The organism is Lujinxingia sediminis (assembly GCF_004005565.1).
Taxonomy (GTDB): Bacteria; Myxococcota_A; Bradymonadia; order Bradymonadales; family Bradymonadaceae; genus Lujinxingia; species Lujinxingia sediminis.
This window is the reverse complement of sequence record NZ_SADD01000017.1, coordinates 1-23585: the sequence shown is the minus strand read 5'-3', so window position 1 is coordinate 23585 and position 23585 is coordinate 1. Positions and strand designations below refer to the sequence as shown.

Genomic DNA, 23585 nt, shown 5'->3' with positions numbered 1-23585 from the left:
CCGCGTGGCCATAATGTGCTCTGAGGCCAGCGCACGGGGACACCTATGAGCGATGACGCAGTTAAGGACCGGGGGAGCAGGGGCAAGACCCCCACCTCCCAGACCCTTGACCCCGCAGACGAGGCGATGCGCCGCCTCCTGGTCGAACTTCAAGAGCGCCCGCTGCGCCACACCGAGCTCCGGCCGCTTCCCTCCGCCACCCTCGACGCCAGGTCGCCCCACCGCACCGACGAGGAGCGCCGCCGCCCCCGGCGTTTTCTCTACTTCGATCGCGAAAAGGGCGCGGGCCTGGCCGTGCTCAGCTACTGCTCGGTGCTCTTTGGTGTGCCCTTTTTTCTCGTGCCCCTCGTGCTGCGCGACAATCCCTTTAGTCTGCACCACGCCAAAGCCGCCGGCGCGATCTACCTTCTGTGTTACGCCTTTGTGCTGATGGCCACGCTCAACTGCGCGCTCTTCTTGCCCCTGGCGCTTCTGGCCTATATCCCTGCCCTGATTGGTATCTACCGCGCCTCGGCCGGCGTTGAAGCCGGCCAGGCCGCGCTCGGCCCCCCTGGCGAGCGTTTGTTTCGATGCATTGAGGTCAAGAAGTGACGAAGACGTTGCGCACTAAGAAGGCAAAAAAAGCCCGCGCCGAGACCATCGGCCAGATCCTCGACGAGCTCTACCCCACCACGCCCGTGCCCCTGGACCATAAAGACGCCTACACGCTGCTCGTCGCCGTGCTTCTCTCGGCGCAGTGCACCGACAAACGCGTCAACATGGTCACTCCCGACCTCTTCGCGCTGGCCGACAACCCCCATGACATGGCCCGCCAGCCCGTCGATAAAATCCAGCACACCATCCGCTCCTGCGGGCTCGCCCCCACCAAAGCCAAAAACGTGCACGCGCTCTCGCATATGCTGGTCGATGAGTTCGATGGCGAGGTGCCCGGCACGCTCAAAGAGCTCACCAAACTCCCGGGCGTCGGCCGAAAAACCGCCCAGGTCGTGCTCTCGCAGTGGTTCGACGTGCCCTCCTTTCCCGTCGACACCCACATCCACCGCCTGGCCGAGCGCTGGGGCTTAAGCAAAGCCAAAAACGTCCGCCAGACCGAAGACGACCTGCGCGAGCTTTTTGACGAGTCCACCTGGAACGCTCGCCATCTCCAGATCATCTTCTACGGCCGCGAGTACTGCCCGGCCCGCGGCCACGACCTGGAGACGTGTGTGATCTGCCGGCAGATCGAGGCCGGGGAGCTCTGAGCTAAAGCCGGCGTGTCTCGACGAAGGGGACCTGAACACGTGCGGGAGGCGTTCGTCACGTCACAGCACCGTCGAAATTGCCCATAAGGGGGTGTTCGTCGAATCGCAGTCGCTCAAAATTTACCCATAAGGGGGTATTCGTCGCGTTGACGAAGGGGGGCTTACGAGCTTGAGAGGGGGTTCGTTGACGTGACGAAGGGGGGATGAAGGCGTTGATGGGGTGTTCGTCACTTCAAAGTCACTCGCCGGAACCAGGCGGCGGTCGGAGCGCCCGACCCACGAGCAAAAAACCTCGCCAGGCACAGGCCTGGCGAGGTTTCTTTGTAGCGGGTAGCGCGGCGCGCGCTTGCTCGCCGGGGTTAGTCGACGGAGTTAGTCGACGGGCACCAGCTGGTAGCCTTCCAGGCGGCTGGCCGCCCGGTCGCTCGGGCAGGACGAGACAAAGATGCGGTCATCAACGCGCAAGGGCCAGGTGTAGCGCTGGCCACGGCCGGCCAGGTCGGCGTCGAAGAGGGCTTCGCCGGTGAGCGGGTCCAGCGCGATCAAACGCCCCGTCGCCCCGGGATCGCCGACCTCCACCAGCCAGGCCACCGGCTCGCCGCCTTCCTTAAGCGGCGCGGCGACCACGCGGCCCGGGTGCTCGCGAAAGCGGGTGATGGCCTCGGCTTTGTCGAATGTCGGGAACTCCCAGCGCCGCTCAAAGCGCGGGCCGTCCTCGGTGTCCACGATGGCCAGTGCCACCACGCCGGCGGCGTGCGTGCTGTCGGGCATGAAGGTGGGGATCAACGCGAGCGGCCCCTCCTCGGTGGTCATGATCAGGGGCTGGGTGACGGCCATTCCCGCCCAGGTCTTGCGGCAGGCGTCGTCGGCGGTGCCGCAGAGATCCACGAGCTTATGGCGATCGTGCATCGTGCCCATGTGCTCGGCGTCGACCAGGTAGGCGTGGCCATCCTTGGTGGGGTAGACCAGCACCGCCCCCTCGCCAAGTTCGACCCGGGCGGGTGTGCTGCCGCCGATGTAGTCCATCTCCTGCCAGCACTCAAAGAGCGTCATCTCGTCGGTGCAGCGCCCGTCGGCGGGGCGCGGCGGGGCCTGGCCTGCGAGCAGGCGCGGGATGAAGAGATCCTGGCAGCTCTCGACACATTCGAGGGAGGGAGCGTCGGGGTTGAAGTCGGCGCAGGCCTCGGCGTCGCACATCGGCTCAAAGCTGAGTCCGGGGCCCAGGCGAAGGAGGGTGTTGGCGTAGTCCTGGCGGTCCAGGTTGAGCTGGCCGTTACCGGCGCCCACGATCAGGTGGTAGCCGCCGCCTTCTTCCTCGACCAGGAGGGGGCCGGTGGGCGCCCACAGGCCGCCACCGCAGCGGCGTTCGCGCGAGCCGGAGGTGCCCTCCGGGCCGCAGTTCTCGTCGGGCTCGGGCGTGGTGTTGAACACCGCGTGGATCGCCTCGCCAGCGCCCTGGTCGGCCCAGGCGTCCAGGTCGATCTCAAAGGCCCAGCCGTGCCAGGGCTGAATGTCGCGGGTATTGCCCAGGGTGATGTAGGCGCGCCCCAGGGTGGCGCCGGCCGGGCGGCCAATCACCACGTCGCCACGGCTGAGGGCCCGCTCCGGCCTGAAGCTCAGGGTGGCGTCATCGTTGGCCGGGAGCGTGGCCTCCAGGGTCAGCGGTTCAAACTCCGAGGAGATCGCGCGCTGGGCCAGGTCCACCACGACCACCCGGTGGCTTAAGCGCTGCACGTTGGCGTCGTAGGGCGCTTCATGATCGGCGGGCACCGTGTGGTAGGCCACCACCAGGCGCGAATCATCGAGCCAGGCCGGCTGCGCCAGCGCAAACACCCCTTCACCCTCCGGCGCGGGCAGCTCCACCGACCAGGCCACCTCGCCAGTGGCCACATCGTGGGCGGCGAGCTGACCTTCACCGGTCATCGCCAGCACCCAGTCCTGCGCACCGTCGTGGTAGTGCATTGGCGAGGCAAAGACACAGGACTCAAACTCCTGGCCGGGGTGGGTGTCCGTGGGAAAGACGCGCTCCAGGCGCAGCTCTCCGTGTTCCACAATGGGATCGGGGGCGGGCTCCTCGCCCTCACAACCAGTGGTGATCATCAAGGCGCCGAGCGCCGCCAATGCCCAAATGTTGAACTTCATAAAAGCCTCGTTCCAAAGAGGGAGCCATTGTCTGGAATGAACGGGCGTTCTGCTAGCAAGGAGACAGTCGTGATGCAAGGGGGGGGGGGCGCGTCGGTCACCGCTCCACCGGCATCGTAAAAAGGGTCGCGCGATGATCGTCGGTGATCGGCACGTCCCCGCTCACCTCCACGCGTCCCTTCTCCTTGTGGTAGATGCCGATGCGCAGCTTGAATTCGCCAGGGCGCCAGTCCCGCGGCACGTGGAAGGTCTGCTCGTCGACAATAAACTCCCCGGGCTTCCAGCGGTGCAAGGGATGGAGTCCGTTGACCGGGACGTGGTCCAGGTTTTTGGTTTTATGCGGCCCGTTGCCGTGCACAAAGAGCAGCCAGCCCTCGGGAATGGGCTTCAAGGCCTCAAAGACGTAGGTGATCGTCGCTTTGCTTCCCGGACGCAGCGCGTCGGTGGAGAGGGAGTAGCCGCGGATGCGTGCAAAGTCCCCGAGGGTGACGTTGACCTCATGCTCTACGGGCGGCATCGCATCGAGGATCTTGCCATCGAGCAGCTGCAGGCTGTGCTGTGCGTGCCAGGCGTTCACCGAGGCGCGCCACGTGTGCAGCTCCCGCTCCCGGGCGGCGTTGTCGTCATGACGCGCCAGCGCCGAGCTCGTCTCCAGTGGGTCGGCGCCCAGGTCAAAACGCTCGTCGGGCTGCGTATCAAAGTGGTGGATGTACTTATCGTCGCCGCGGATGCTGGCCATGCAGCGGCGCTCGTACCAGCAATGCGAGAAGATGGAGCGCTCTTCGGGGGCCTCCCGCAGATCAACGCCCGGGTAATCCGTATCGAGCGCGTAGCCCAGAAGGGAGGCGATGGTGGGCAAAAGATCGATCTGGCTGACCGGGGGCTCAACGCGGCCAGCCAGGTCGGGAAGCGCGGGGCTGTAGAGCATCATCGGGATATGCAGCCCCTCCTGGTAAATCACGTTGTCGTGCTGGCGACGTCCGTGCTCACCAAAGCCCTCGCCATGGTCGCCGACGATCACAAAGAGGGTGTCCTCATAGAACCCCAGCTCCTTGTACTGCGCCATGACGTTGGCCACGAAGTGGTCCACGTAGCGGATGGTGTTGTGGTAGTCGTTGAGCTCCTCATCCGGGTCAAAATCGTGATGCCCGTAGCGCTCCGGGGCCAGGTAGTCGTGGTGCGGGGTCAGGGTGAGGTAGGTCAAAAAGGTGGGGCGCTTCTTTTGCTCGCTCAGCCAGGTGCGGCCGGGCTCGAGCATGATGTCGTCCTCGTAGCCAAAATAATTGGCCTTCTCAAAGCCGCGGGTGCGCATCTCGTCGACCGGCAAAAAGTGCTCATAGCCCATGTTGTCGATGAGCTGGCGTCGCCCCTCAAAATGTTCGGTGGCCGACTGGAAGAATGCCGTCGCAAAGCCTCGCTGGCGAAGCAGATCGGCCAGGCAGCGCGCCGGAAGCGCGCCCGGGTAGGACTCGGTGATAGGCATGTTGAGCCGCGGCTCGATGCCGCAGAGCGTGGCCACCAGCGCCTTGGAGGTATGCGGCACGACGGCGTGGGCCCGCTCGGCCACCAGACTCTTCTCGGCCAACGCGGCGAGAAAGGGAGTGGTGTCGAGCTCCGGGTTGTAGACCGAGAGCGAGCGGGCGCGGGTCGACTCGAGCACGATCAGCGCGACGTGTTTCGGTCGAGCCCCGTGGGTTTCGGTCGACGCAACGAGCGAGGCTTTTGAGAGGTCGGGGCGCGCAACAATCGTGACGTCCTGGTCCCCGCCTCGATCCAGCGCGCTCATCCCCAGGTTCACCACCGAAGCCCGCGCAAAGGGCGCGTAGGGCTCGGCCAGCGGAGGCGTGCAGGCCAGTGCCAGCATACAGACCGAACCCGCCAGCATCGCCCCCGACCAGGGTCTTGTGTCAGCGAGGGGGTCCGGCGAGTCACGGCGTTGCAGCAGCAGGGGCCCTGTTAGAAAGAAGACCACCGCTACGATCAGCGCGCCCAGAGTCCACCAGGGCACCTCGCTGGAGATCACGTTCCAGGTCTCCTCGAAGTTTTTCAGCGAGAACATCAGGAGGGAGGCATCCAGGGTGGAGCCGGTCGAGATGTAAAAATGGTGCGCGACGATCTCGACCCCGGCGACCAGCGCGGCGACCCCGCCCAGCGCAACGTGTGTGATCGTGCGCGCGCGAGACGAGCGGAGAAACCCCAGCAGAGAGACGCCTGCCAGCGCAAACCCCAGCCCGAAGAGCAGCTCGGATTTAAAGAGATCCAGCGCGCCGAGAACGCCCTCGATGTGCGCGCGTTTGAGTACGCGTGCGCTCTTGAGCCCCAGCAGCAAGAGCATCAGGGGCAGGGCATGGAGGATCAAAAAGCGGCGCTGAGCGGCCAGGCTACGGTGGCGCAGAAGGTCGAGCATGGAAGGAGTCGCGGGTGGGGGAGGGGGAGAGCGAAGGAAGGGAAGGGGAAAAAGCCGCGGCAGAAAGGGGGGGAGGGATAGGGCTGCCGCAGAGGAGGATGTCGGGGGACGTTGCAGGTATTTCCGGCGGAGGGCGCGGCGAGGGGAAGGCTTGAGCCGCAAGGTGCGGGGCGCCGCAGGTCCCTTGCATTGCTCTACCACACACTCTAGCCTCTCGCGCTCTCGATCGCGTTACCCCGAGGAGGTGAGATGCACAGGATCTGGTCGCGCTGGAGGGCGACACTGGCGATAACGCTCTTCTGCGTGGGCTTCTCCTGGCTCTTCCTCGACGTCAGCGCGCCCAACGAGCGCACGCGCATCTACCTGACCTGGGCCATGCTGCATGAAGGCACCCTGGCCATCGACGTGCCCATGGAGCGCTTTGGGCGCGTCTTTGATCTGGCGGCGTTTGAGGGGCACTACTACACCGACAAGGCTCCCGGGCTGAGTTTTCTGGCGTTGCCGGTGTACGCGATCGCGATGCTCTTCGGGGCGGGGGAGTGGGCGTTCGAGTCGCTTTTGATGCTCTTTCGCCTGGGCGTGATGCTGCCCCTGGCGGCGCTGGGGATGGTGGCGTTGCGGGGCATCTTAAAGCGTTTGCAGGTCTCCGAAGGGAGCATTGAGCTGGCCACGGTGGCGTGGATGCTGGGGAGCGCGGCGTTTCACTACTCGGGGGCGTTTTTTGGCCATCACGCCGTGGCGGTGGCGCTGCTGGTGGCGCTCTGGCAGCTGGAGCGTGCGCGAGAGCGGGTCGCAGGCGGTGTATCGGAGCTCCGAGGTGGGGTGCTGGCCGCCTTCGGTGCGGGGCTGGCCGCCGGGGTGGCGGGGCTCATCGAGTTTCAGGCGGGCGTGGCCTGCGTGCTGCTGGCCGCCTACGTGGTGTTGGAGCCGGGCTTAAGACGCTGGCCGGTGTGGGTGGGGTTTGGATTGGGGGCGCTCGGCCCGCTTCTGCTCCTGCTCGCCTACAATAACGCGGCCTTCGGGGGCCCCCTGGAACTCTCGTACCACCACCTGGTCAACGACCATCTCAGCGATTTGCACACGCAGGGCGTGGGCGGGGTGACGCTCCCGAAGTGGGAGTACTTTGAGGGCATTGTGTTGAGCATGCATCGGGGGCTTTTGCCCTCGTCGCCCTGGGTGCTGCTGGCGATCCCGGGGGCATACCTGCTCTATCAGCGTCGACCGGCACTCAGCCTGCTGCTCAGCGCGGTGGTGCTGGCCTATCTGGCGGTCGTCTCCAGCGCCAATATGTGGTTTGCGGGCTGGGGCTTTGGCCCGCGCCTGCTGGTGCCCTCGCTGGGGGCCTGGGCGGTGCTGGCCGCCGTGGGCCTGGAGGGCTGCCGGCGCCATTTCTGGGCCGCGCTGCTGGCGCTGGGCCTCATCGTCTGGGGCGTGGTGTACACCCAGCTCGGGGCGGCGACGATGCCCGAGCTGCCGCCCTATTTTACGAACCCCTTGCCCGACATCGTGCTTCCCCTGCTGGGCGCGGGCTACGTCAGCGAAAACGCGCTCTCGCTCGGGCTGGGGTCCGCCTCCCCGTGGACCCTGCTCCCGCTGGTGGTCGGGGTGCTGGCGCTCCTGGCGTGGGCCACCACGCGCTGGCTTGTGCCGCGCGGGCTTACGCAGGCGCTCGGAGGGCTCGGACTCGTGCTGATGCTGGTGCTGGGCGGGGTGTGGGGACTGGGGCAGGTCGAGCCCGGGGTGAGCCCGGCCAAACAGGATAGCTTCATCCGTCTGGTCGAGGGCTGGCGCGATGCAGGGATGGACTCCCGACGCTGAAGCCTCAATCGCCACCCGGTGTTGCCCCGCAAACAGAACATTTGCGTTTGCTCTCCACCCCTTTCTAGGGTCCTCCCATCGCAACGCACAGGTGACTCCGAGCGGGTGGAGTCACGCACCGCGTCGGTCGTGGGGACCGAGGGTTTGAATCTTTGATGTTCACTGAATTCTTTTTGGAGGAGCACCACCATGAGCGAAAAACTCACCCTTCTGGCCACCTGCCCCTCGTGCATGTCCCACGTGCGCGTGGAGCGCGACGCGCCCGAGGCCGAGTGTCCTTTTTGTGCGACCAAGTTTGGGCCGCAGGCGTCGCGTCAGTCGCGCGGCACAGTTGCACGTTTGGCGCAACGTTCTACCGGGATTGCTGCGGCCTCTGCGCTTAGCCTCACTCTGTTCGGGGCCTGTGGCGGCGAGGACATCGATGATCCTTCGCCGGACGTGGAACAAGAAGACGCTGGTGACGCTGGCGACACCTGGGACGCGCCAGACGATAGCATCATGCAGGATGTGTATGGTGCCCCGGCTGATGTCGACGCCGATTTTGATCAGGATGCCGACGAGAGCGCCGATGCCGACTGAGCCGAAGGCAAGACGCCCGGTGCGGGCGGTACGGCCGGAAGATCTGGAGCGCGGCACGCCGCTGTATTGCGTCTGGGAAATCACCCTGGCCTGCGACCTGGGGTGCCGCCACTGCGGCTCGCGCGCCGGCAAAGCGCGCCCTGATGAGCTCAGCACCAAAGAGTGCCTGGAGGTCGTCGACCAGCTCGCAAAACTCGGCATTCGCGAGGTGACGCTGATCGGCGGCGAGGCCTATCTGCGGGAGGACTGGCCCCAGATCGCCGCCGAGATCACGCGTCAGGGGATGGTCTGCAGCATGACCACCGGCGGGCGTGATTTGAGCGCAAAGCGGGTGGAGCAGGCCGTGGAGTCGGGCATCCGGATCATCTCGGTGTCGCTCGACGGGCTGCAGCAGACCCACGACGCCCTGCGCGGTCGCAAGGGCGCCTTTGAGAGCGCGCTGGCCTCGGCGCGCCGTATCGCCGACTCGCCCATTCGCCTCGGGGTCAACACCCAGATCAACCGCCTCTCGTTGCCGGAGCTCCCGGCCCTGGTCGATGTGCTGGTGGAGCTGGGCATCAACGCCTGGCAGCTGCAGCTGACCGTGCCGATGGGGCGCGCCGCTGACCGCCCCGAGCTCCTCTTGCAGCCCTATGACCTGCTCGAAGTCTTTCCCCTCCTGGCCTACCTCAAGGCCACCAAACTTGCGCCCAGGGGCATCGGGCTCTACCCGGGGAACAACATCGGGTACTTCGGGCCCTACGAGCAGATGCTGCGCTTTCGCGGCGAGGAGGGCGTGCATTGGAGCGGGTGCTCGGCGGGCAAGTGGTCGATTGGGTTGGAGGCCGACGGCAAGATCAAGGGCTGCCCCTCGCTGCCCACCCAGCATTATACCGGCGCCAACGTACGCGACTTGAGCATCGCCGAGACGGTCGCCACCACCCCGGAGCTTAAGTACCTGCGGGAGCGCACCGTCGAAGACCTCTGGGGCTACTGCCGCACCTGTTACTACGCCGCCGAATGCAAAGCGGGCTGCTCCTGGACCTCGCACAGCCTTCTGGGCAAGACCGGCAACAACCCCTACTGCATCCACCGCGCGATGGATTTTGAGCGCCGGGGCCAGCGTGAGCGCGTTGTGAAGGTGGAGGGCGCCAGCGGAAAACCCTTTGATACCGGTCGCTTCGAGATCGTGGTCGAGGCGATGGAGGAGCGCGCCCCGCTGGAGCTGCGCACCATTCTGGGACGCAGCCAGGAGGAGGTCGCCTCGCTGAGCGGTGACGCGCCGAGCATCTGGAGTCTGGAGCATATTCGCCAGGCCTTAAAAAGGAGCTGAGTCGGGCCGGCGAGCCCGCAGTCGGCTGCTGCTCACAGCATTATAGAGCGGGGGCAAAAGCCGGTGGGCTCCCGCGTTCTGCTCTTTGTTGGCAAAGCCCGTGGTGCCCTGCCTTGCACCGGGCTTCGACCTGCGTTTAGGGTCGGGGCATTCCCAGCGATGGCCGCCCTTCCCCCCGGGGGGCAGGCTTGCTTTCGAAAAACATGCGAAGCGCCCGGCGACCCGAGAGCCGAACGTCCTGTGGAGCACATGATGACAGACCAGAAAACCTTGCTCGTACCTTGCCCCGGATGTCAGGCCCATGTGCGGGTTTTTGAGGACATCCCGCGGGGGGGCTGCCCCTTTTGCGGGGTCGAATTTGATCCGGCGCAGGCGCGTCAGGCTCGCGCGCGCGTGGGAGAGCTCGCCAGGGGGAGGGCCGCCGGGCTGGCCGCGGCCTCGGCGATAGGCTTGACCCTGTTGACGGCCTGTGAGCATGGCGAGGGCCCCACGACAGAGCCGGACGAAGCGCCTGCGCAGATGCAGGTCCAGGAGCCCTTAGACGCCTCGCCGGCGTCGGCAAACTCGCCGAACAACGCAGCCCCCTCGGGCGATGATGCCTCGGAGGGCGAGTCCACGGACCCGACTCCCGAAGAGGACGACGTGTGGGATGCCCCGCGGAAGGTGGTGGACGAACAACTTTACGGGGCCCCGCCCTTCGACGAAGAAGACCTGGAGCTCACGACGGCCCCGGCGCCAGAGGATGGCGAGGCGCGGGAGTCGGAGGGCGACTAAGTCAGGGGATGAAGCGGCCCCCCCGGGCCGCGGCGTCCAACACTCCATGGAAATGACGTAACGTGAGATGTTGAAGTGAACGATAGTCCGGAAGCGCTCGAAGGGAATTGGCGAAGAAGTCTGCCCTGGCTCGTGGCGATGGCTGCCCCGCTGGTGGTGTTGGGCGTGATGATCTGGCAGCGGCGCTGGACGAGCGACGACGGGTTTATCAACCTGCGCGTGATCGAGAACCTGCTGGCCGGCGCCGGGCCGGTGTTCAACGCCGGCGAGCGCATTGAGGCCTATACCAGCACGCTGTGGGTGGGGATTGTGGCGGTGCTCGGGGGGCTGGGCGTGCGCCTGGAGATCGCGGCGATGGTCGCGGGGGGGGCGCTCTCGGTGGTGGGTCTGGGCTTTGCCCAGTGGGGAGCCCTGGTGCTGGCCGGACGTGCCCGGGAGGGCCTCGGGGGCATCTGGCGCGCGGCGCCCTTGCCGTTGGGGGCGTTGATTTATGCGGTGCTGCCCCCGGCCTGGGATTTTGGGACGTCCGGGCTGGAGACGGGGCTGGCGATCGGGTGGCTGGGGTTCGCTTTTTATCGGGTGGCCCGGGTGGTGGATCACCCCCGGGAGCGCCCGGCCCGGGTGCCCTATGGGACGATGGCGCTGCTGGGCCTGGGGCCCCTGGTGCGGCCGGAGCTCGCGCTCTTTAGCCTGGGGATGATGCTGCCGGTGATCGGCGCCACATTGCGCGCCCGGGGCTGGCCGAGCGTCAAGGCATCGGCGCTCCTCGTGGTGAAGATGGGAGCGGCGATGGGGGCGATTCCCGTGGCCTACCAGATCTTTCGCATGGGGTATTTTGCGGCGATTGTGCCCAATACGGCGATCGCCAAATCGGCCTTTGGCTCGCGTTGGGAGCAGGGCATGCACTACGCCGAGAACTTTTTCGGCCTTTATATGCTGGCTCTGCCCCTTCTGGTCGCGCTGGGATTCTGGATGCGACGGGTCGTCACCACCGCTCAAGAGCGTGAGGTTCTGCGCTTGATGGCGATCGTCATCCCGACCTTCGTGGGGCTCTTTCATTGCGTCTACGTCATCAAGGTAGGCGGGGGCTTTATGCACGGGCGGCTCTTTTTGCCGGCGCTCTTCGGGCTCTTGCTGCCGGTGGCGGCGGTACCGCTGCGCGGGGCGAGGCTACCCGCTTCGGGCCGGAGTTCGGGGGCTGGCGTGTGGGTGGGCGCGGTGGGAGTGGTGCTGGTGGCCGGGTGGGCGGCTTACTGCGGCACCTCGTTGCGCGTCGCGGTCGAGAATGTGCATGGCATCGGCGATGAGCGGGGCTGGTATGCGCGCCTGGCCAAACACGAGAACCCGGTGCTCCTGGAAGAGTACGAGGCGATGTACTTTATCAAGGAGTCCAAACAGGCCCTGAGCTTTGCCGAGCGGCGCTGCCCCTCGGGTCAGTGGCATGAGGACGGAGCCCCTGCAGGGTGCACGCCCTTTGTGTACGTCCAGAAAAAGCACGGGGAGCTGTGGCCCTACGCTCCGGCCTATACGCTGCGTGAGGATCTGGCGGCCCGGGGGTTCAAGATGGCGCAGATGCGCATCAGCATCGGGATGACCAGTCTCTGGCTGGGACGAGATGTGTATGTGGTCGATCGGGTGGGCCTGGCGAACCCGATTTCGGCGCGCCTCAAGCTGACGAAGCGTGGTCGTCCGGGGCACGAGAAGATGCTCTCCAACAGCTGGTATGTGGCCCGTTTTTCGGCCCCGACCCCGGGGGAGGACGCCAGCGTGGCGGCCGCCCGCCGCGCCCTGAACTGCGGAGAGCTCGCTGAGCTGGAGGAGGCGGTGCGGGGAGAGCTGAGCATGGAGCGCTTCTTCAGCAACATCGCGGCCGCCGCGCGTCTGCATCGGTTGAAGATCGACCCGGATCCCTGGCGGGCCGCGCAGGATTTCTGTGGGGAGCCCGCGCTCTTTGAGGCGCTGGCCGGGGGCCGGGGTGGAGATCCGGCGCGCTGGCAGTGCCCGCAGGGCCAGGCTCTGGGCGGATACCAGGTGCGCCTCTCGGAGGACGGCGCGTCGGTCGCCGCGATTCGGCCGCGATGCGCGCGAGAGGGTCAGCCGGGGCCGGGCCGCGTGCAGGGGCCGACCTTCGGTGGTGAGGGCGGCGCCTGGAAGCCTCTTGCCTGCGAGCCCGGTGAGCGTCTGGTTGGGGTGCACGCTGGCGTGGATCGCTGGCTGCGAAGCGTAGGCGTGGTGTGCGAGGCCGGTGGCACCCGGCGGCAGGCTCCGCGGGTCGGAGAAGGTGGCGAGCTGGTGGAGGCGCGATGCCCGGACGGAGCGCAGGCGGTCGGGATGGTGGCGCGCACGGGGGCGCTGGTAGACGCCCTCGGCGTGGTGTGCCGAGCGCCCCAGGACGACGCTGACGGCGTCGTCAGGGATTCGCGGTAGCGCTGCTACAGCTTCATCCCTGCCTTCTTGTCAGGCGCCGCCCTGGATGCGCTCGGGTGTGCCGAGCGCCCCAGGACGACGCTGACGGCGTCGTCCTGGATGCCCTCGGGTTATGGGGTTCGCGTTGTGGTTGTGTGGTTGTGTGGTTAGGTGGTTGTGGGACGCCGGGGTTTGCGATGAGGGTCGATTTGAGTGCACCCCCCGGCGGCTCACGCCTTTCGAGGGCGCGTTCGAGAGCGCGTTCGAGCCCGAGCCCGAGCCCGAGCCCAAGCCCGGCTACTCGTTCGCCTTTTCGGCGTCCTTTGCAAAAGGTGTGAGCGCCTCTTCGCGCTCGCGCAGCCATTGAAGGCGCTGGCCGGTGATGTAGCGGAAAATCTCGGCGCGCTCCGGATCCTCCTTCGAGACGTCGTGCGCGTCGAGGGGGTCGTCGCGCCAGCGGATCAGGCGTCGGACACCGTTTTTGCGGTCATCAAAATAATAAAAATCATCGGTGCGGGTGCCGATCATCTCAAAGGTCTCCTCGCCGCGTTTGGCCGCCTCGGGGATGTAGAAGAGCGAGTGTATGACGTCTTTCTGCGGCGGCGTTCCGGCGACCAGGGAGGGCACCAACGACTCGCCGAGCCAGTCTTCGCGGGGCTCCAGATCCAGGAGGTTGGCCAGGGTGGGGAGCACGTCGATGTGGCCGGCGAGCCCCTCGATGCGTTGGCCGCGGCCGAAGGGGGCCTGGATGATCAGGGGGACGTGCAGCGGGCGAGTGAAGATGTTGTAGCCGTGGTGGTGGCGCTGATGGTTGGCGTCGAAGGCTTCGCCATGGTCGGCGGTGAAGAGCATCACGTACTCCTCGGGCTCCCAACGGGCCTCGACCGCCTCGAAGAGACGTCCCCAGCTCTGGTCGGCGAACCAGAGCTCGCTCTCGAAGCGCTCCATGCTGCTCTTGCCCTTACCAAAGGTTTTGGCGCCTTCGGGGATGGTGTAGGGGCCGTGGTGATCGAAATAATGGACCCAGATGGCCAGGGGGCGATCGTCGTCGTGCTCCTCGATGATTTCGATGGCGCGCTCGGTGAGCGCCGGGGAGTTATGGCCGTTTTCGTCGGTGCTTTTGTAGGCCCGGGTATCAAACTCCTCAAAGCCCAGGGCGTGGGTGCGCCAGCGCGTAAAGTAGCGCTCCCCGGGGATATGGACGGTGCGGTAGCCCGCGTCGCGCAGCATGGTGCCCAGGGTGACTTCGTCGGAGGGGTAGGGGTAGGGGTGCCCCCGGCGATCGAGCATGCGCATCTGGCTGTTCATTTTGCTGGCGATCAGCCCGGGCATGGCCAGGCGCGTGGAGGTGGCGATGGAGAAGGCGGTCTCGTAGACCGTGGCACGCTCAGCCCAGGCGGCCAGGTGTGGGGTGGTGTCACGTTCGTAGCCGCCGGCGCTGGTATGGGGAAAGGAGAGGGCGTCGGTGGTCACGAGGATCATGTTCGGGCGGCGATGGATGCCCTCGGGGGGCTCGACGCGTCTGGGGCCCGGGCTGAAGTCGGCCACATCAAAGGCGAGGTCTGCGCCGGAGCAGTTCTGGTCGACGCCGTCGTTGGGCGTCTCGACCTGATGGGGACCACGCGAGGCGTCAAAGGGGGCGCAGTCGCCGCCGGCGTAGAGCGAAAGCGCGCCGTCCTCGTCGAAGTCCAGAGGGCCGGCCAGAGCGCTGTAGAGGTGGCTGGCGACCGCTGGCTTGTCGCTAAAGGAGCTGCGCGCGCGCTCTATGGCCCGGGGCATCATCAGCGCGAAAACGCTCAGCAGCACGAGCGAGGTGGGGAGCGCGCGCATCAGCGGGGTTTTGAGTGCCGGCCGTGCGCTAAGGAGCTTCCACGAGAGGGGCAGGACGGCCAGCCCCGCGCATCCGGTCGCCACATAGCTCCAGGGAAGCACCTTGAGCGCGCCCGGACCGACCAGCGGCATGATCAGGGCGACGAGCGCCCCGCCGGCCAGCAACGCCGGCACCCAGAGAGCCGCGCGCAGGATAAAGCGACCCACCGGGTGCTTCGTCACCCTGGCGAGCAGACGACGCACGAGCAGGACCAGTGGCGAGCTCATCGCCAGGATCGCGCCCGCGGCGACCGCCGAGAGCAGCGCGCCGAGAAGCGCGCCCATCCAGGGGGTGGCGATGCGTCCGTCGAGCTTCAGCGTGACCAGGGTCGCCACGGCGATCCAGGCGCCCAGGAGCGCCGGCGCGCTTACGAGCCCTGCCACCATCGTCAGCGGCGCGGGCGCGCGCTCCTTCCAGAGCCCGGCCCAGCTCCGCGCGACCACCACGCCCATGGCGGCTCCCAGAAGGACGAGGGGGCCGCCCACGCCGACGTGCGTCGGCAGCATCCATAGCGCAACGGTCGGCTCGCTCAGCGTGAGCGCCAGGGCCTCCACGCTCAACGCGAGCACGCCGGCCAGGATCAACGAGAGAAAAGCGACGCGAGAGGTGTCGGTGGGCATACGCAAACGAGGTCTCGACGGTGGGGCAGGTGCGATAGCAGAGGTCGCGTTGGTGGCGCAGGACATAGCGCATGAGGGGGACGCAGGGAAAGCGTGCCCGGTCGCCCCGCTGCCCTCGGGAGGCTCGCGGGCTGGCGAGGAGGGAAAGTGCCTTTACCGCGGTGACTCGTCCCTCGTAGGCTCAAACGTCAGCGATCCCCATGAATCATTCCCCCTCGCCAGGGCCTGGCGAGCGAACACACGAGGTACGCGTTGAGACGAGCGCTTGCAGTTCCGATGGTATCGGTGGTGATCAGTATGCTTTTTTGGGCGATGAGCGCTCCGGCCACAGCCCAGCAGGCCCGCTCGGGCTACAAGGGCTGGAAGGCCCCCAACCGGGCCAGCATTCCGGTGCAGGTCGGGGTAGGGCCGGCCGGGGTGATGGTGGGGGCGCCATCGCTCTCCAGCGGCTACAGCGGGGCGGTGTTTGAAGACCAGCCTCTTCACCTGGGCGTGCGCATCGATCTGGAGGCGGTGATCACCGCCGATCTGGTGCGGGAGCATCCGAAGGTGGTGCCCCGGCAGTACCGAAGTCGGCTCCTGGCGGCCGGGGAGGTGCGCTACCGTCCCGGAATCGCCGCGCTTTTACCTCGCACGGTCTACTTCTCGCCGAAGCTCCAAAATACCGGGATGTACGGTGCGACCTGGTCCTTGCTGGGGGCTGGCCTGGCGCTCAGCCCCAGCCCCTTTCGGGTGAGCCTGGGGGCCTCGTTGATCGGAACCGCCCTCTTTATGCACTCCGAGACGCTGCCTTCTCCGACCTTCTTTGTGCGCCCCGGCGTCGACATTACCCTGGATATTGAAATTCAGGTTGCGCGTGACTTCGGATTAAGCTTTGGTTGGTCGTCGATGATGCATATCCCCCAGGCGTTGGGCGGGCCGGTCCTGGATCTGGACGGGGATGAGGGCTCGATCTGGCATATCGGGCAGTTCTATGTGCAGGGAAATGTTCGCTTTCCCTATCATATGACGTACCGCTGAAGGGAGGGGCCATTCAATGGCTGGAGAGGCGTGTGGTGATATCGTATGCCCTGTTTTAGGTAAATTTTTGAAAACTATGTTGATGAATTGCATCTGACTGTCTTATCCTGACTACAGCATCCATGTGAAACAACGTGTAGATCGACGACTCTTTGGGGACGACGTCGGCGTCAATGACGCCGACGTCGTTTGCTTTGGAGCCTGTAGTAGGGAGTGCATTATGTGGCAGAAGACGGTGGGCAGTTGTGTTGGGATGATAGTGGTCTGCGGGACGAGCCTAGCCTGGGCGCAGGAGGCAGGGTTTGATGTTGAGACCTTTGAGCCGATGGCCGGGGCGACGAGCACGACGTTGAACTTGAGTTCTTCGGAAGTGCTCGGGCATCAGCAGTTTGCGGTGGGGATGATGCTGCATATGTCCGACGGAGCGTTGAGGGTCTACGACCGGCAGGCCGGCGAATTTATTGAAGGGGTGGACTACCGGCTTAAAGGGGAGCTTATGGCCGCGCTTGGCCTCTGGGATCGCGCCGAGGTGGGATTGGCGCTGCCGGTGGCCCTTGTGCAGTCGGGCGAGGGGATCAGCGCCGGGACCAACTTCTCGGGTGCCTCGCTGGCGGATCTGCGTTTGATGGCCAAATACGCGCTCTTGCGCCAGGGCGAAAACAGCCCGGTGGGTCTGGCCTTGCAGGGGCAGGTGTGGGTGCCGATGGGCGATGAGGCGACGTTCAACTCCGATGGCAAGGTGCGCGTGGAGCCGCGGGTGGCCATGGACTGGAGCCATGGCGGCTGGCGCGTGGGCGCGAACCTGGCGTACCGCTATCGCCCCGATCAGGAGGTGTATAACTACGTGGGTACCAGCGCGGTGCGCTGGGGCGTCGGTGGTGAGGCACCGCTCTGGGAGGACCGCCTGGCGTTTATCACCTCGATTTTTGGGGATGTGGCCACGCAGCAGGTGGAGTTGTCGCGCAACAACCCGGCCGAAGCTCTGGTGGGTCTGCGTTATTACCTGACGCCTGACTTTACGACCGAGGTGGGCGGTGGCGGGGGCCTGACGCCGAGCGTGGGATCTCCGAATTTCCGCGTCTTTGCGAACGTGATCTTCCGTCCTTCGCAGCCTGCCTCGGGGCTGGAGGAGGGGCCGGTGCTGACCTCGTGTGAGGATGATCCGGAGGGATGCCGCCCCACGGCGGTGGAGATTGTGGAGAAGGAGGAGGTCGTCACCGCGCCTGAGCCCGAGCCCGAGCCCGAGCCCGAGCCCGAGCCTGTGGTCGAGCCCGAGCCTGTGGTCGAGCCCGAGCCTGTAGTCGAGCCCGAGCCCGAGCCTGAGCCCGAGGTTGTGGTCGTGCGGGAGCGGACGATCGAGGTCAATGAGAACATCTTCTTCGACACCAACGAAGCGACGATCAAGGCCGAATCGCGGTGGTTGGTCGCGAAGATCGCCGGCGTACTTCAGGACAACCCCCAGCTTACGCGTGTTCGCGTGGAGGGGCATACCGACTCCCGCGCGTCGGAGGCGTACAACCTGCGCCTCTCGGAGCGTCGCTCGGCGGCCGTCGTTGAGGCGCTGATCGGCTTTGGCGTCTCGCCGGAGCGTCTGGAGTCGTTGGGGCTGGGACAAAGCCGCCCGATTGCCAGCAACGAGACGATCGAAGGCATGGCGCGAAACCGACGTGTGGAATTCCACATCGTCTCGGTCGATGGAGAGCCTATCTCCGCCGAGCGCAGCGTGACGATCGAAGAGGACGTCATCCAGACCGAATAAAGAGTGCGCCGTGAGCGGTCGTTGAGGTCGTGTTCAGCGACATCACCACCCGCTCACGACGTGGTGGATCGGCGGCGCAGCATAAGGTTGAGAATTTCCCATAATGTACGTGTGTAGATGGAGGATGTGATGAGTAAGAAACTGGGACGATGGAGTGGCTACCTGGTGACCGTGGTCGCCCTGGCGGCCGGGGTGATGGGATGTCAGAGCGAAACGGGACTGCAAGGTCATTGCGATGATCGTTACGTCGTTCAGGGAGGACGCGGGGATGCGGTGGGGGCACCGGAGTGCCCGCCCCGGGACGGGCAATGCCTCACGGCGGCCGAGGCCTGCACGGAAAACGTGTGTGGAGGGGTCGATGATCGCTGCGGCGGGATGATCCATTGCGGGCCCTGCGAAGGGAGCTGCAATGACGTGGAGCTGGAGTGCGGCGATCATGGCCAATGCGAAGATGACGAGGAAGGCCTGGCCCAATGCGTCTGTGAAGAGGGGTACGTCGGTCCCTACTGCCTCCCGGAGGATAGCTGCTTGAGCGAGGCTCAGGCATGCACCGAGGGTGTCTGCGGCGGGGTCGATGACCTCTGCGGCGGGGTTGTGGACTGCGGCGTCTGTGAGGGGAGCTGCGAGGAGGTTGAACTCGACTGTGGCGAGCAGGGCCAGTGCGAAACCAACGACGACGGAATCGCCGAGTGCGTGTGCGAGGCGGGCTATGAGGGCCTTCGTTGCGGCGAGCCCATCGAGGTCTGTTTGACCCCGGAGCAGGCCTGCACCGAGGGCGTCTGCGGCGGGGTCGATGACCTCTGCGGCGGGGTTGTGGACTGCGGCGCCTGTGAGGGGAGCTGCGAGGAGGTTGAGCTCGACTGTGGCGAGCAGGGCCAGTGCGAAACCAACGACGACGGAGTCGCCGAGTGCGTGTGCGAGGCGGGCTATGAAGGTCTTCGTTGCGACGAACCCACCGGGGCCTGTTTGACCCGGGAGCAGGCGTGCACCGAGGGCGTCTGTGGTGGGGTGGATAACGGCTGCGGCGCGTTCATCGACTGCGGCGCCTGCGAGGGAAGCTGCGAGGAGGTTGAACTCGAGTGTGGCGAGCAGGGCCGGTGCGTGGATGATGAGGAAGGCAACGCGCAGTGCATCTGTGAGGAAGGTCGCGCGGGGCTTGCCTGTGGCGAGTGTGCCGAGGGCTACTTTGATGTCGACGGGACCTGCCGCGCCGACTGCACGGTCTTTGACGCGACGTGCTCCGGTCAGGGCAGCTGCGAGGTGCCCGAGGGCGGCGAGCAGGGGCTTTGCGTCTGTGAGGGCGATCGCATGGGTGATCTCTGCGAGGCGTGCCCCGAAGGCACCCAGGATAACGATGGCGACGGCGTCTGTGAGGTGAGCTGTGAGGAGGCCGCGCTGGCATGTGGTGTCGGCGGGAGCTGCGACGACAGCAGCGGCCAGGCCCAGTGTGCCTGCCGACCGGGCTTTGCCGGGGAGCAATGCGAGAGCTGCGCGGAGGGCTACCAGGATAATAACGATGACGGTGAGTGCCGACTGGGCTGCGATAACACGACGATTGAAGCCTGCCCCTCGACCCAGGTCTGCGACGATAGCTCGGGAATCGCCCAATGCCTGTGCACCGAGGGTGCCCAGTGCGAGACCTGCGATGAGGGCTACGCCCTTCTGAACGGCGCGTGTGTGTTTGCGCCGCAGAACTGCAGCGCGATCCTGGAGCAGAGCCCCGGTGCCGAAGATGGGACCTACGAGCTCTTCTATGAGGGCGACCCGCTTAAGCCCTGGGTTGGCTACTGCGCGGGTATGGAAACGGGCACGCCCGTGGAGTACCTGCCCTTTGTGCGCACCGGACGGTCGCGCAACTTCGCCTCGTACACCAGCCGCCTGCTCTTTATCGGGGAGTCGGTCCGCACGGTCTTCTCGGCGGTGCGCATTGACCCGGAGACGTTGGTCATCGACATCAACGACTTCACCTTCGCGGCGACCAGCGCTGTGGGCACGCCGGAGTACATGTCGGTGCCGGTGAACCAGATGCCCTTCGGGACGGCGGCGACCTGCGGGATTCTCGACGCGACCTCCGGGAATATCGACCTGCGCGGCACGCCCTTCCGGGTGCAGAGTAACTTCTGCTCGTCGAGCCTGCTTCAGGCCAATTTCAGCCGGGATCGTCAGGTCGTGAACCTGACCATTGGTCTGTTGGGCTGCTACTGGATGGCACCGAACCCCTGCCCCTCGGAAGTGCCGATTAACGACTTCGGTGACTCCGATGTGGTGTTGGAGTACCGGGGCTTCTAAGCGGCGGTGAGTTGAGGTCGGTGCGGCGTTTGCGGCATCGACCTCGACGCATTCGGTCGAAGCTCGAAGCAAACGCGCGTGGCCTCCGGGAGGGGGGCGCGCGCGAAAAAGGCAGCACGCTGAGGCGTGTTGCCTTTATTTGTTTGGGGGGAGGGGCGCAGCCCTCAGGTGGCGTTCTTATGGTAGGGGTTTGGCGAGGGGCCCTCGGGCTGGGCGGCCTTGCGGCGAGCCTCGGCATCGGGGTCGAGGCCGGGGGGCCGAGGGATGACCTCGTTGTCGCCGGGCTGGTAGAAGCGCTGGCCCTGCAGGTCTTCGGGCAGGTAGGACTCCCCGGCGACATAGTTCCCCGAAAAGTTATGGGGGTATTTGTAGCCGCGCCCGTGGCCCAGGTTGGCCATGAGTTTGGTCGGGGCGTTGAGCAGGTGTTTGGGCAGCGGCAGGTTGCCGGAGTGCTGCAGGGCCTTGCGGGCCGCGGCGTAGGTGGTCAGCGCGCTGTTCGATTTGGGAGCGCAGGCTAAATAGATCACGGCCTGAGTCATCGGGAGCACGCCCTCGGGCATGCCCATGAATCGAAAAGCCTCGGCGGCATCCAGGGCCACGCGCAGGGCGCCGGGGTCGGCGTTGCCGATGTCTTCGCTGGCGAAGATGACCATGCGCCGCAGGACAAAGAGGGGATCTTCGCCGCCCTCGAGCATGCGGACCATGTAGTAGACGGCGGCATCGGGATCAGAGCCCCGCATGCTTTTGATGAACGCGCTCACCGTGTTGTAGTGGGCGTCGCCGGCTTTGTCGTAGCGGATGACGCGCTGTTGGGCGGCCTCCTCCACATCGGGGTGCTCGATGGTGGTGCTGCCCCTGGCCGCGGCGAAGGTGGCGGCCAGCTCCAGGGTGTTGAGCGCGGAGCGGGCGTCGCCTTCGGCCACGTTGAGGAGGGCACCCAGGGCGTCGTCGCTCAGGGCTTCGTCGGGAAGTCCCAGGCCGCGGGCGCGGTCGGTGAGGGCCTGGCGGAGGATGCGCTCGAGCGCTGCCTCGTCGAGCGCTTCCAGCACCAGGGTGCGGCAGCGCGAGAGCAGCGCGGCGTTGACCTCAAAGCTGGGGTTCTCGGTGGTGGCGCCGATCAGCGTGACGGTGCCCTGCTCCACATGCGGCAAGAGGGCGTCTTGCTGCGCTTTATTAAAGCGGTGGATCTCATCGACGAAGAGCACCGTGGTCTGGCCGAGCATCCGGCGCAGATCGCCGGCCTGCTCCACGGCCTGGCGGATGTCTTTGACACCGCCGCTGACCGCGGAGAGGGGCGCAAGCTGCGCGCCGACCTCGTCGCTTAAGATTTTGGCCAGGGTGGTCTTGCCGCAGCCGGGAGGGCCCCACAAAATCAGACTTGGGAGGCGCCCCCGGGAGAGCGCGCTGGCCAGAAGTTTGCCTTCGGCCAGGAGGTGGCGCTGGCCCACGAAGTGCTCAAGCGTGGACGGGCGCATGCGCTCGGCCAGCGGGCGCCGGGCGTTGGGGCTGCTCATCGTGATGCTCGATGGCAAAAGGGGGGGGGAGGGCGCCTTAGACGCTCTTGGCCGGCGAGATGTTGCCGCCGGAGACCGTGGGAAGCTGACGCCCGGAGACGCGGTAGCTCTTGAGCACGCCGTGCTCTTCCATCAGCTTCTTGCGCGTGGCGCGGCAGTCAGCGTGGTTAAAGGGAAGCTCGGGGTGAGCCTCGCGCACCTGCGCCTCCAGGTGCTGCGGGAGGTCGATGAACGAGGTCTTGTAGGACTCGCACATCGGGCAGTTCTGCTTGGGCTGGCCGCCTTCGTACACAAAGGCGCAGTTCTTACAGGTCCACAAAAGCGCCTGCATAAAGGGCTGGTAGTTCGTCACGGTCACACCTACTTCAAAGCGTTGAATAGCGTCGGCATTCGTTGAAATGCATGGGGTAGAGACGCCCCGGGGATCACTCCCCTGGCGAGTCCGGGCAGTCTAGTCTGGAACGCAGGTATTGGGAAAGGGCCTGCTGCATGGAGTCGGGCATCTTTGCCTGCAGCACCTTTTTGCACACCGGGCCGGTGCGTTTGTAGCTCTTGAGGAAGTCGACGCAGGGCGGGCAAAACGCCAGATGTTCCTCGAGGTGGACGCGCTCGTCGTCGGCGAGCTCTCCTTCGAGGTAATCCGTCAAAAGATCCACGAGCTTTTGACATTTCATAGGTCGACTCCCTGGCAAGATGGGGCAGTAAAGTGGCCCGAATGATGCCGTGACGGACTACTGATCGAGGTACTTATCGAGGAAGAGGCCCAGCTTCTTACGGGCCTCCTCGGGGATGGCTTCAGCCGGCGTCATGATGCCGAACTGCAGGGCGTTTGCCGCCTCCGATTCCGCTTCGCGCTCCAGGGGAATGGCCGGGATTACGCGCTGAAGGATGCGGCGCACGTTGGCGACGTTCTGCTTGATGATCGCCATCACGTTGGTAACGTCCACCTCGTCGTCATCCTTCCAGCAGTCGTAATCGGTGGAGAGCGCGATGGTGGCGTAGCAGAGCTCGGCTTCGCGTGCCAGCCGGGCCTCGGGCATCGCGGTCATGCCGATGAGCGAGGCGCCCCAGGAGCGGTGAAGTTCGCTCTCGGCACGGGTGCTGAACGCGGGACCTTCCATGCAAACGTAGGTGCCCTCGGTGTGGCAGGGCACGCCCTCGGCCTTGACGCAATCAATGAGCACGTCGCGCAAGATCGGATCGAAGGGAGCGGTCAGGTTGACGTGCACCGCCAGCTCATCAAAGAGGGTGTTGGCGCGGCGGTAGGTCTTGTCGATGATGTTGTCGGGGATGACCATATGGCCCGGCACGATCTCTTCTTTGAGTGAGCCCACCGCGCTGACGGTGACGACCCAGAAGACCCCCAGGCTTTTGAGCGCCCAGATGTTGGCGCGGTAGGGTACCGTTGAGGGGTTGTACTCGTGGTGCTTGCCATGGCGGGGCAAGAAGGCCACGCGGCGACCGTCGAGCTCACCGATAAGAATCGGCGCGCTGGGCATGCCAAAGGGGGTCTCGATGGTACGCTCTTCGATGACCTTGAGGCCGTCGAGCTCATAGAGGCCACTGCCGCCGATGATGGCGATGGGGACGCGAGGATCGTTGTTGCCCGTAGACATGATGCTCCCTTCAGACGGTGAGAAGTCGTGGCGCGTGCTGCCTGTGGCGAGCAGCGCAACGCCGATGAGATGCGAAGCGCGTGGCGCGCGTTTCAAAGTTTTTGATGCCTGCGCAGAGGATGGCGCAGGTGTAAAAGCATGCAGAGCGCGTGAGGCGGGCGGCGGCGGGGGGAGGCGGCCGCCACGGTAAGTTAAACAAGCCCCCCAGGTCGCAAATT

At 65.8% G+C, this 23585-nt stretch carries 17 protein-coding genes; 10 read left to right on the top strand and 7 right to left on the bottom strand.

Translation table 11 applies throughout. The annotated features are described in order from the left end of the window. The first annotated feature begins 45 nt into the window (after nucleotides 1–45). Nucleotides 46–591 (top strand): hypothetical protein, encoded by a 546-nt coding sequence (locus tag EA187_RS18520; RefSeq protein WP_127781232.1) that lies wholly within the window; start codon nucleotides 46–48, stop codon nucleotides 589–591. Next, the gene (gene nth / locus EA187_RS18515; RefSeq protein WP_206524422.1) at nucleotides 588–1241 is read left to right on the top strand and encodes an endonuclease III; all 654 of its coding nucleotides are present in this window, start codon (nucleotides 588–590) and stop codon (nucleotides 1239–1241) included. Before EA187_RS18520 ends, nth begins: the two co-directional genes overlap by 4 nt. 372 nt (nucleotides 1242–1613) lie before the next feature. Here nth and EA187_RS18510 read toward each other — a convergent pair whose 3' ends face one another. Together EA187_RS18510 and EA187_RS18505 are read right to left on the bottom strand one after the other, a co-directional pair. After that, on the bottom strand, nucleotides 1614–3383 hold the full coding sequence (locus tag EA187_RS18510; RefSeq protein ID WP_127781231.1) for a hypothetical protein: 1770 nt from the start codon (nucleotides 3381–3383) through the stop codon (nucleotides 1614–1616). Between the two features lie 97 nt (nucleotides 3384–3480). Continuing rightward, complete coding sequence (locus tag EA187_RS18505; protein WP_127781230.1) at nucleotides 3481–5790, bottom strand: LTA synthase family protein; 2310 nt, start codon at nucleotides 5788–5790, stop codon at nucleotides 3481–3483. Nucleotides 5791–6039: 249 nt separating this feature from the next. Here EA187_RS18505 and EA187_RS18500 point away from each other — a divergent pair, with 249 nt between their 5' ends. The 5 genes from EA187_RS18500 (at nucleotide 6040) to EA187_RS18485 (ending at nucleotide 12700) form a co-directional block, all read left to right on the top strand. After that, on the top strand, nucleotides 6040–7608 hold the full coding sequence (locus EA187_RS18500; protein ID WP_127781229.1) for a hypothetical protein: 1569 nt from the start codon (nucleotides 6040–6042) through the stop codon (nucleotides 7606–7608). A gap of 189 nt (nucleotides 7609–7797) precedes the next feature. Continuing rightward, on the top strand, nucleotides 7798–8187 hold the full coding sequence (locus tag EA187_RS20490; RefSeq protein WP_164856399.1) for a hypothetical protein: 390 nt from the start codon (nucleotides 7798–7800) through the stop codon (nucleotides 8185–8187). Then, the gene (locus tag EA187_RS18495) at nucleotides 8177–9499 is read left to right on the top strand and encodes a radical SAM/SPASM domain-containing protein (RefSeq protein WP_164856398.1); all 1323 of its coding nucleotides are present in this window, start codon (nucleotides 8177–8179) and stop codon (nucleotides 9497–9499) included. The genes EA187_RS20490 and EA187_RS18495 overlap by 11 nt, the downstream gene beginning before the upstream one ends. A gap of 252 nt (nucleotides 9500–9751) precedes the next feature. After that, entirely contained in the window at nucleotides 9752–10273 is a 522-nt protein-coding gene (locus EA187_RS18490) for a hypothetical protein (RefSeq protein ID WP_127781227.1), read from the top strand. Nucleotides 10274–10348: 75 nt separating this feature from the next. Beyond that, on the top strand, nucleotides 10349–12700 hold the full coding sequence (locus EA187_RS18485; protein ID WP_127781226.1) for an arabinofuranosyltransferase AftB family protein: 2352 nt from the start codon (nucleotides 10349–10351) through the stop codon (nucleotides 12698–12700). Between the two features lie 276 nt (nucleotides 12701–12976). Here EA187_RS18485 and EA187_RS18480 read toward each other — a convergent pair whose 3' ends face one another. Continuing rightward, nucleotides 12977–15169: a sulfatase-like hydrolase/transferase gene (locus EA187_RS18480; RefSeq protein WP_241250215.1), complete on the bottom strand. Its 2193-nt coding sequence runs from the start codon at nucleotides 15167–15169 to the stop codon at nucleotides 12977–12979. Between the two features lie 297 nt (nucleotides 15170–15466). Between EA187_RS18480 and EA187_RS18475 the strand changes: the two genes are divergently transcribed. The 3 genes from EA187_RS18475 to EA187_RS18465 all read left to right on the top strand — a co-directional run bounded on the left by EA187_RS18475 (nucleotide 15467) and on the right by EA187_RS18465 (nucleotide 20237). After that, nucleotides 15467–16189 (top strand): hypothetical protein, encoded by a 723-nt coding sequence (locus EA187_RS18475; protein ID WP_127781224.1) that lies wholly within the window; start codon nucleotides 15467–15469, stop codon nucleotides 16187–16189. Nucleotides 16190–16409: 220 nt separating this feature from the next. After that, nucleotides 16410–17948: an OmpA family protein gene (locus EA187_RS18470; protein WP_127781223.1), complete on the top strand. Its 1539-nt coding sequence runs from the start codon at nucleotides 16410–16412 to the stop codon at nucleotides 17946–17948. 129 nt (nucleotides 17949–18077) lie between these two features. Further along, the gene (locus tag EA187_RS18465) at nucleotides 18078–20237 is read left to right on the top strand and encodes a hypothetical protein (RefSeq protein WP_164856397.1); all 2160 of its coding nucleotides are present in this window, start codon (nucleotides 18078–18080) and stop codon (nucleotides 20235–20237) included. 164 nt (nucleotides 20238–20401) lie between these two features. Here the strand turns inward: EA187_RS18465 and EA187_RS18460 are convergent, their stop codons facing one another. From EA187_RS18460 to mtnP, 4 genes are all read right to left on the bottom strand, one after another. Continuing rightward, a complete protein-coding gene (locus tag EA187_RS18460) occupies nucleotides 20402–21751 on the bottom strand; it encodes a replication-associated recombination protein A (protein WP_127781221.1) in 1350 nt (449 codons plus the stop codon). A 37-nt stretch (nucleotides 21752–21788) separates the two neighbouring features. Beyond that, entirely contained in the window at nucleotides 21789–22109 is a 321-nt protein-coding gene (locus EA187_RS18455; protein ID WP_115608059.1) for a rubredoxin-like domain-containing protein, read from the bottom strand. Between the two features lie 67 nt (nucleotides 22110–22176). After that, nucleotides 22177–22425, bottom strand: coding sequence for an anti-sigma factor family protein (locus EA187_RS18450; RefSeq protein WP_115608057.1), 249 nt, complete (start codon nucleotides 22423–22425; stop codon nucleotides 22177–22179). A 57-nt stretch (nucleotides 22426–22482) separates the two neighbouring features. Next, complete coding sequence (mtnP, locus tag EA187_RS18445) at nucleotides 22483–23367, bottom strand: S-methyl-5'-thioadenosine phosphorylase (protein WP_115608055.1); 885 nt, start codon at nucleotides 23365–23367, stop codon at nucleotides 22483–22485. Nucleotides 23368–23585: the final 218 nt, after the last annotated feature.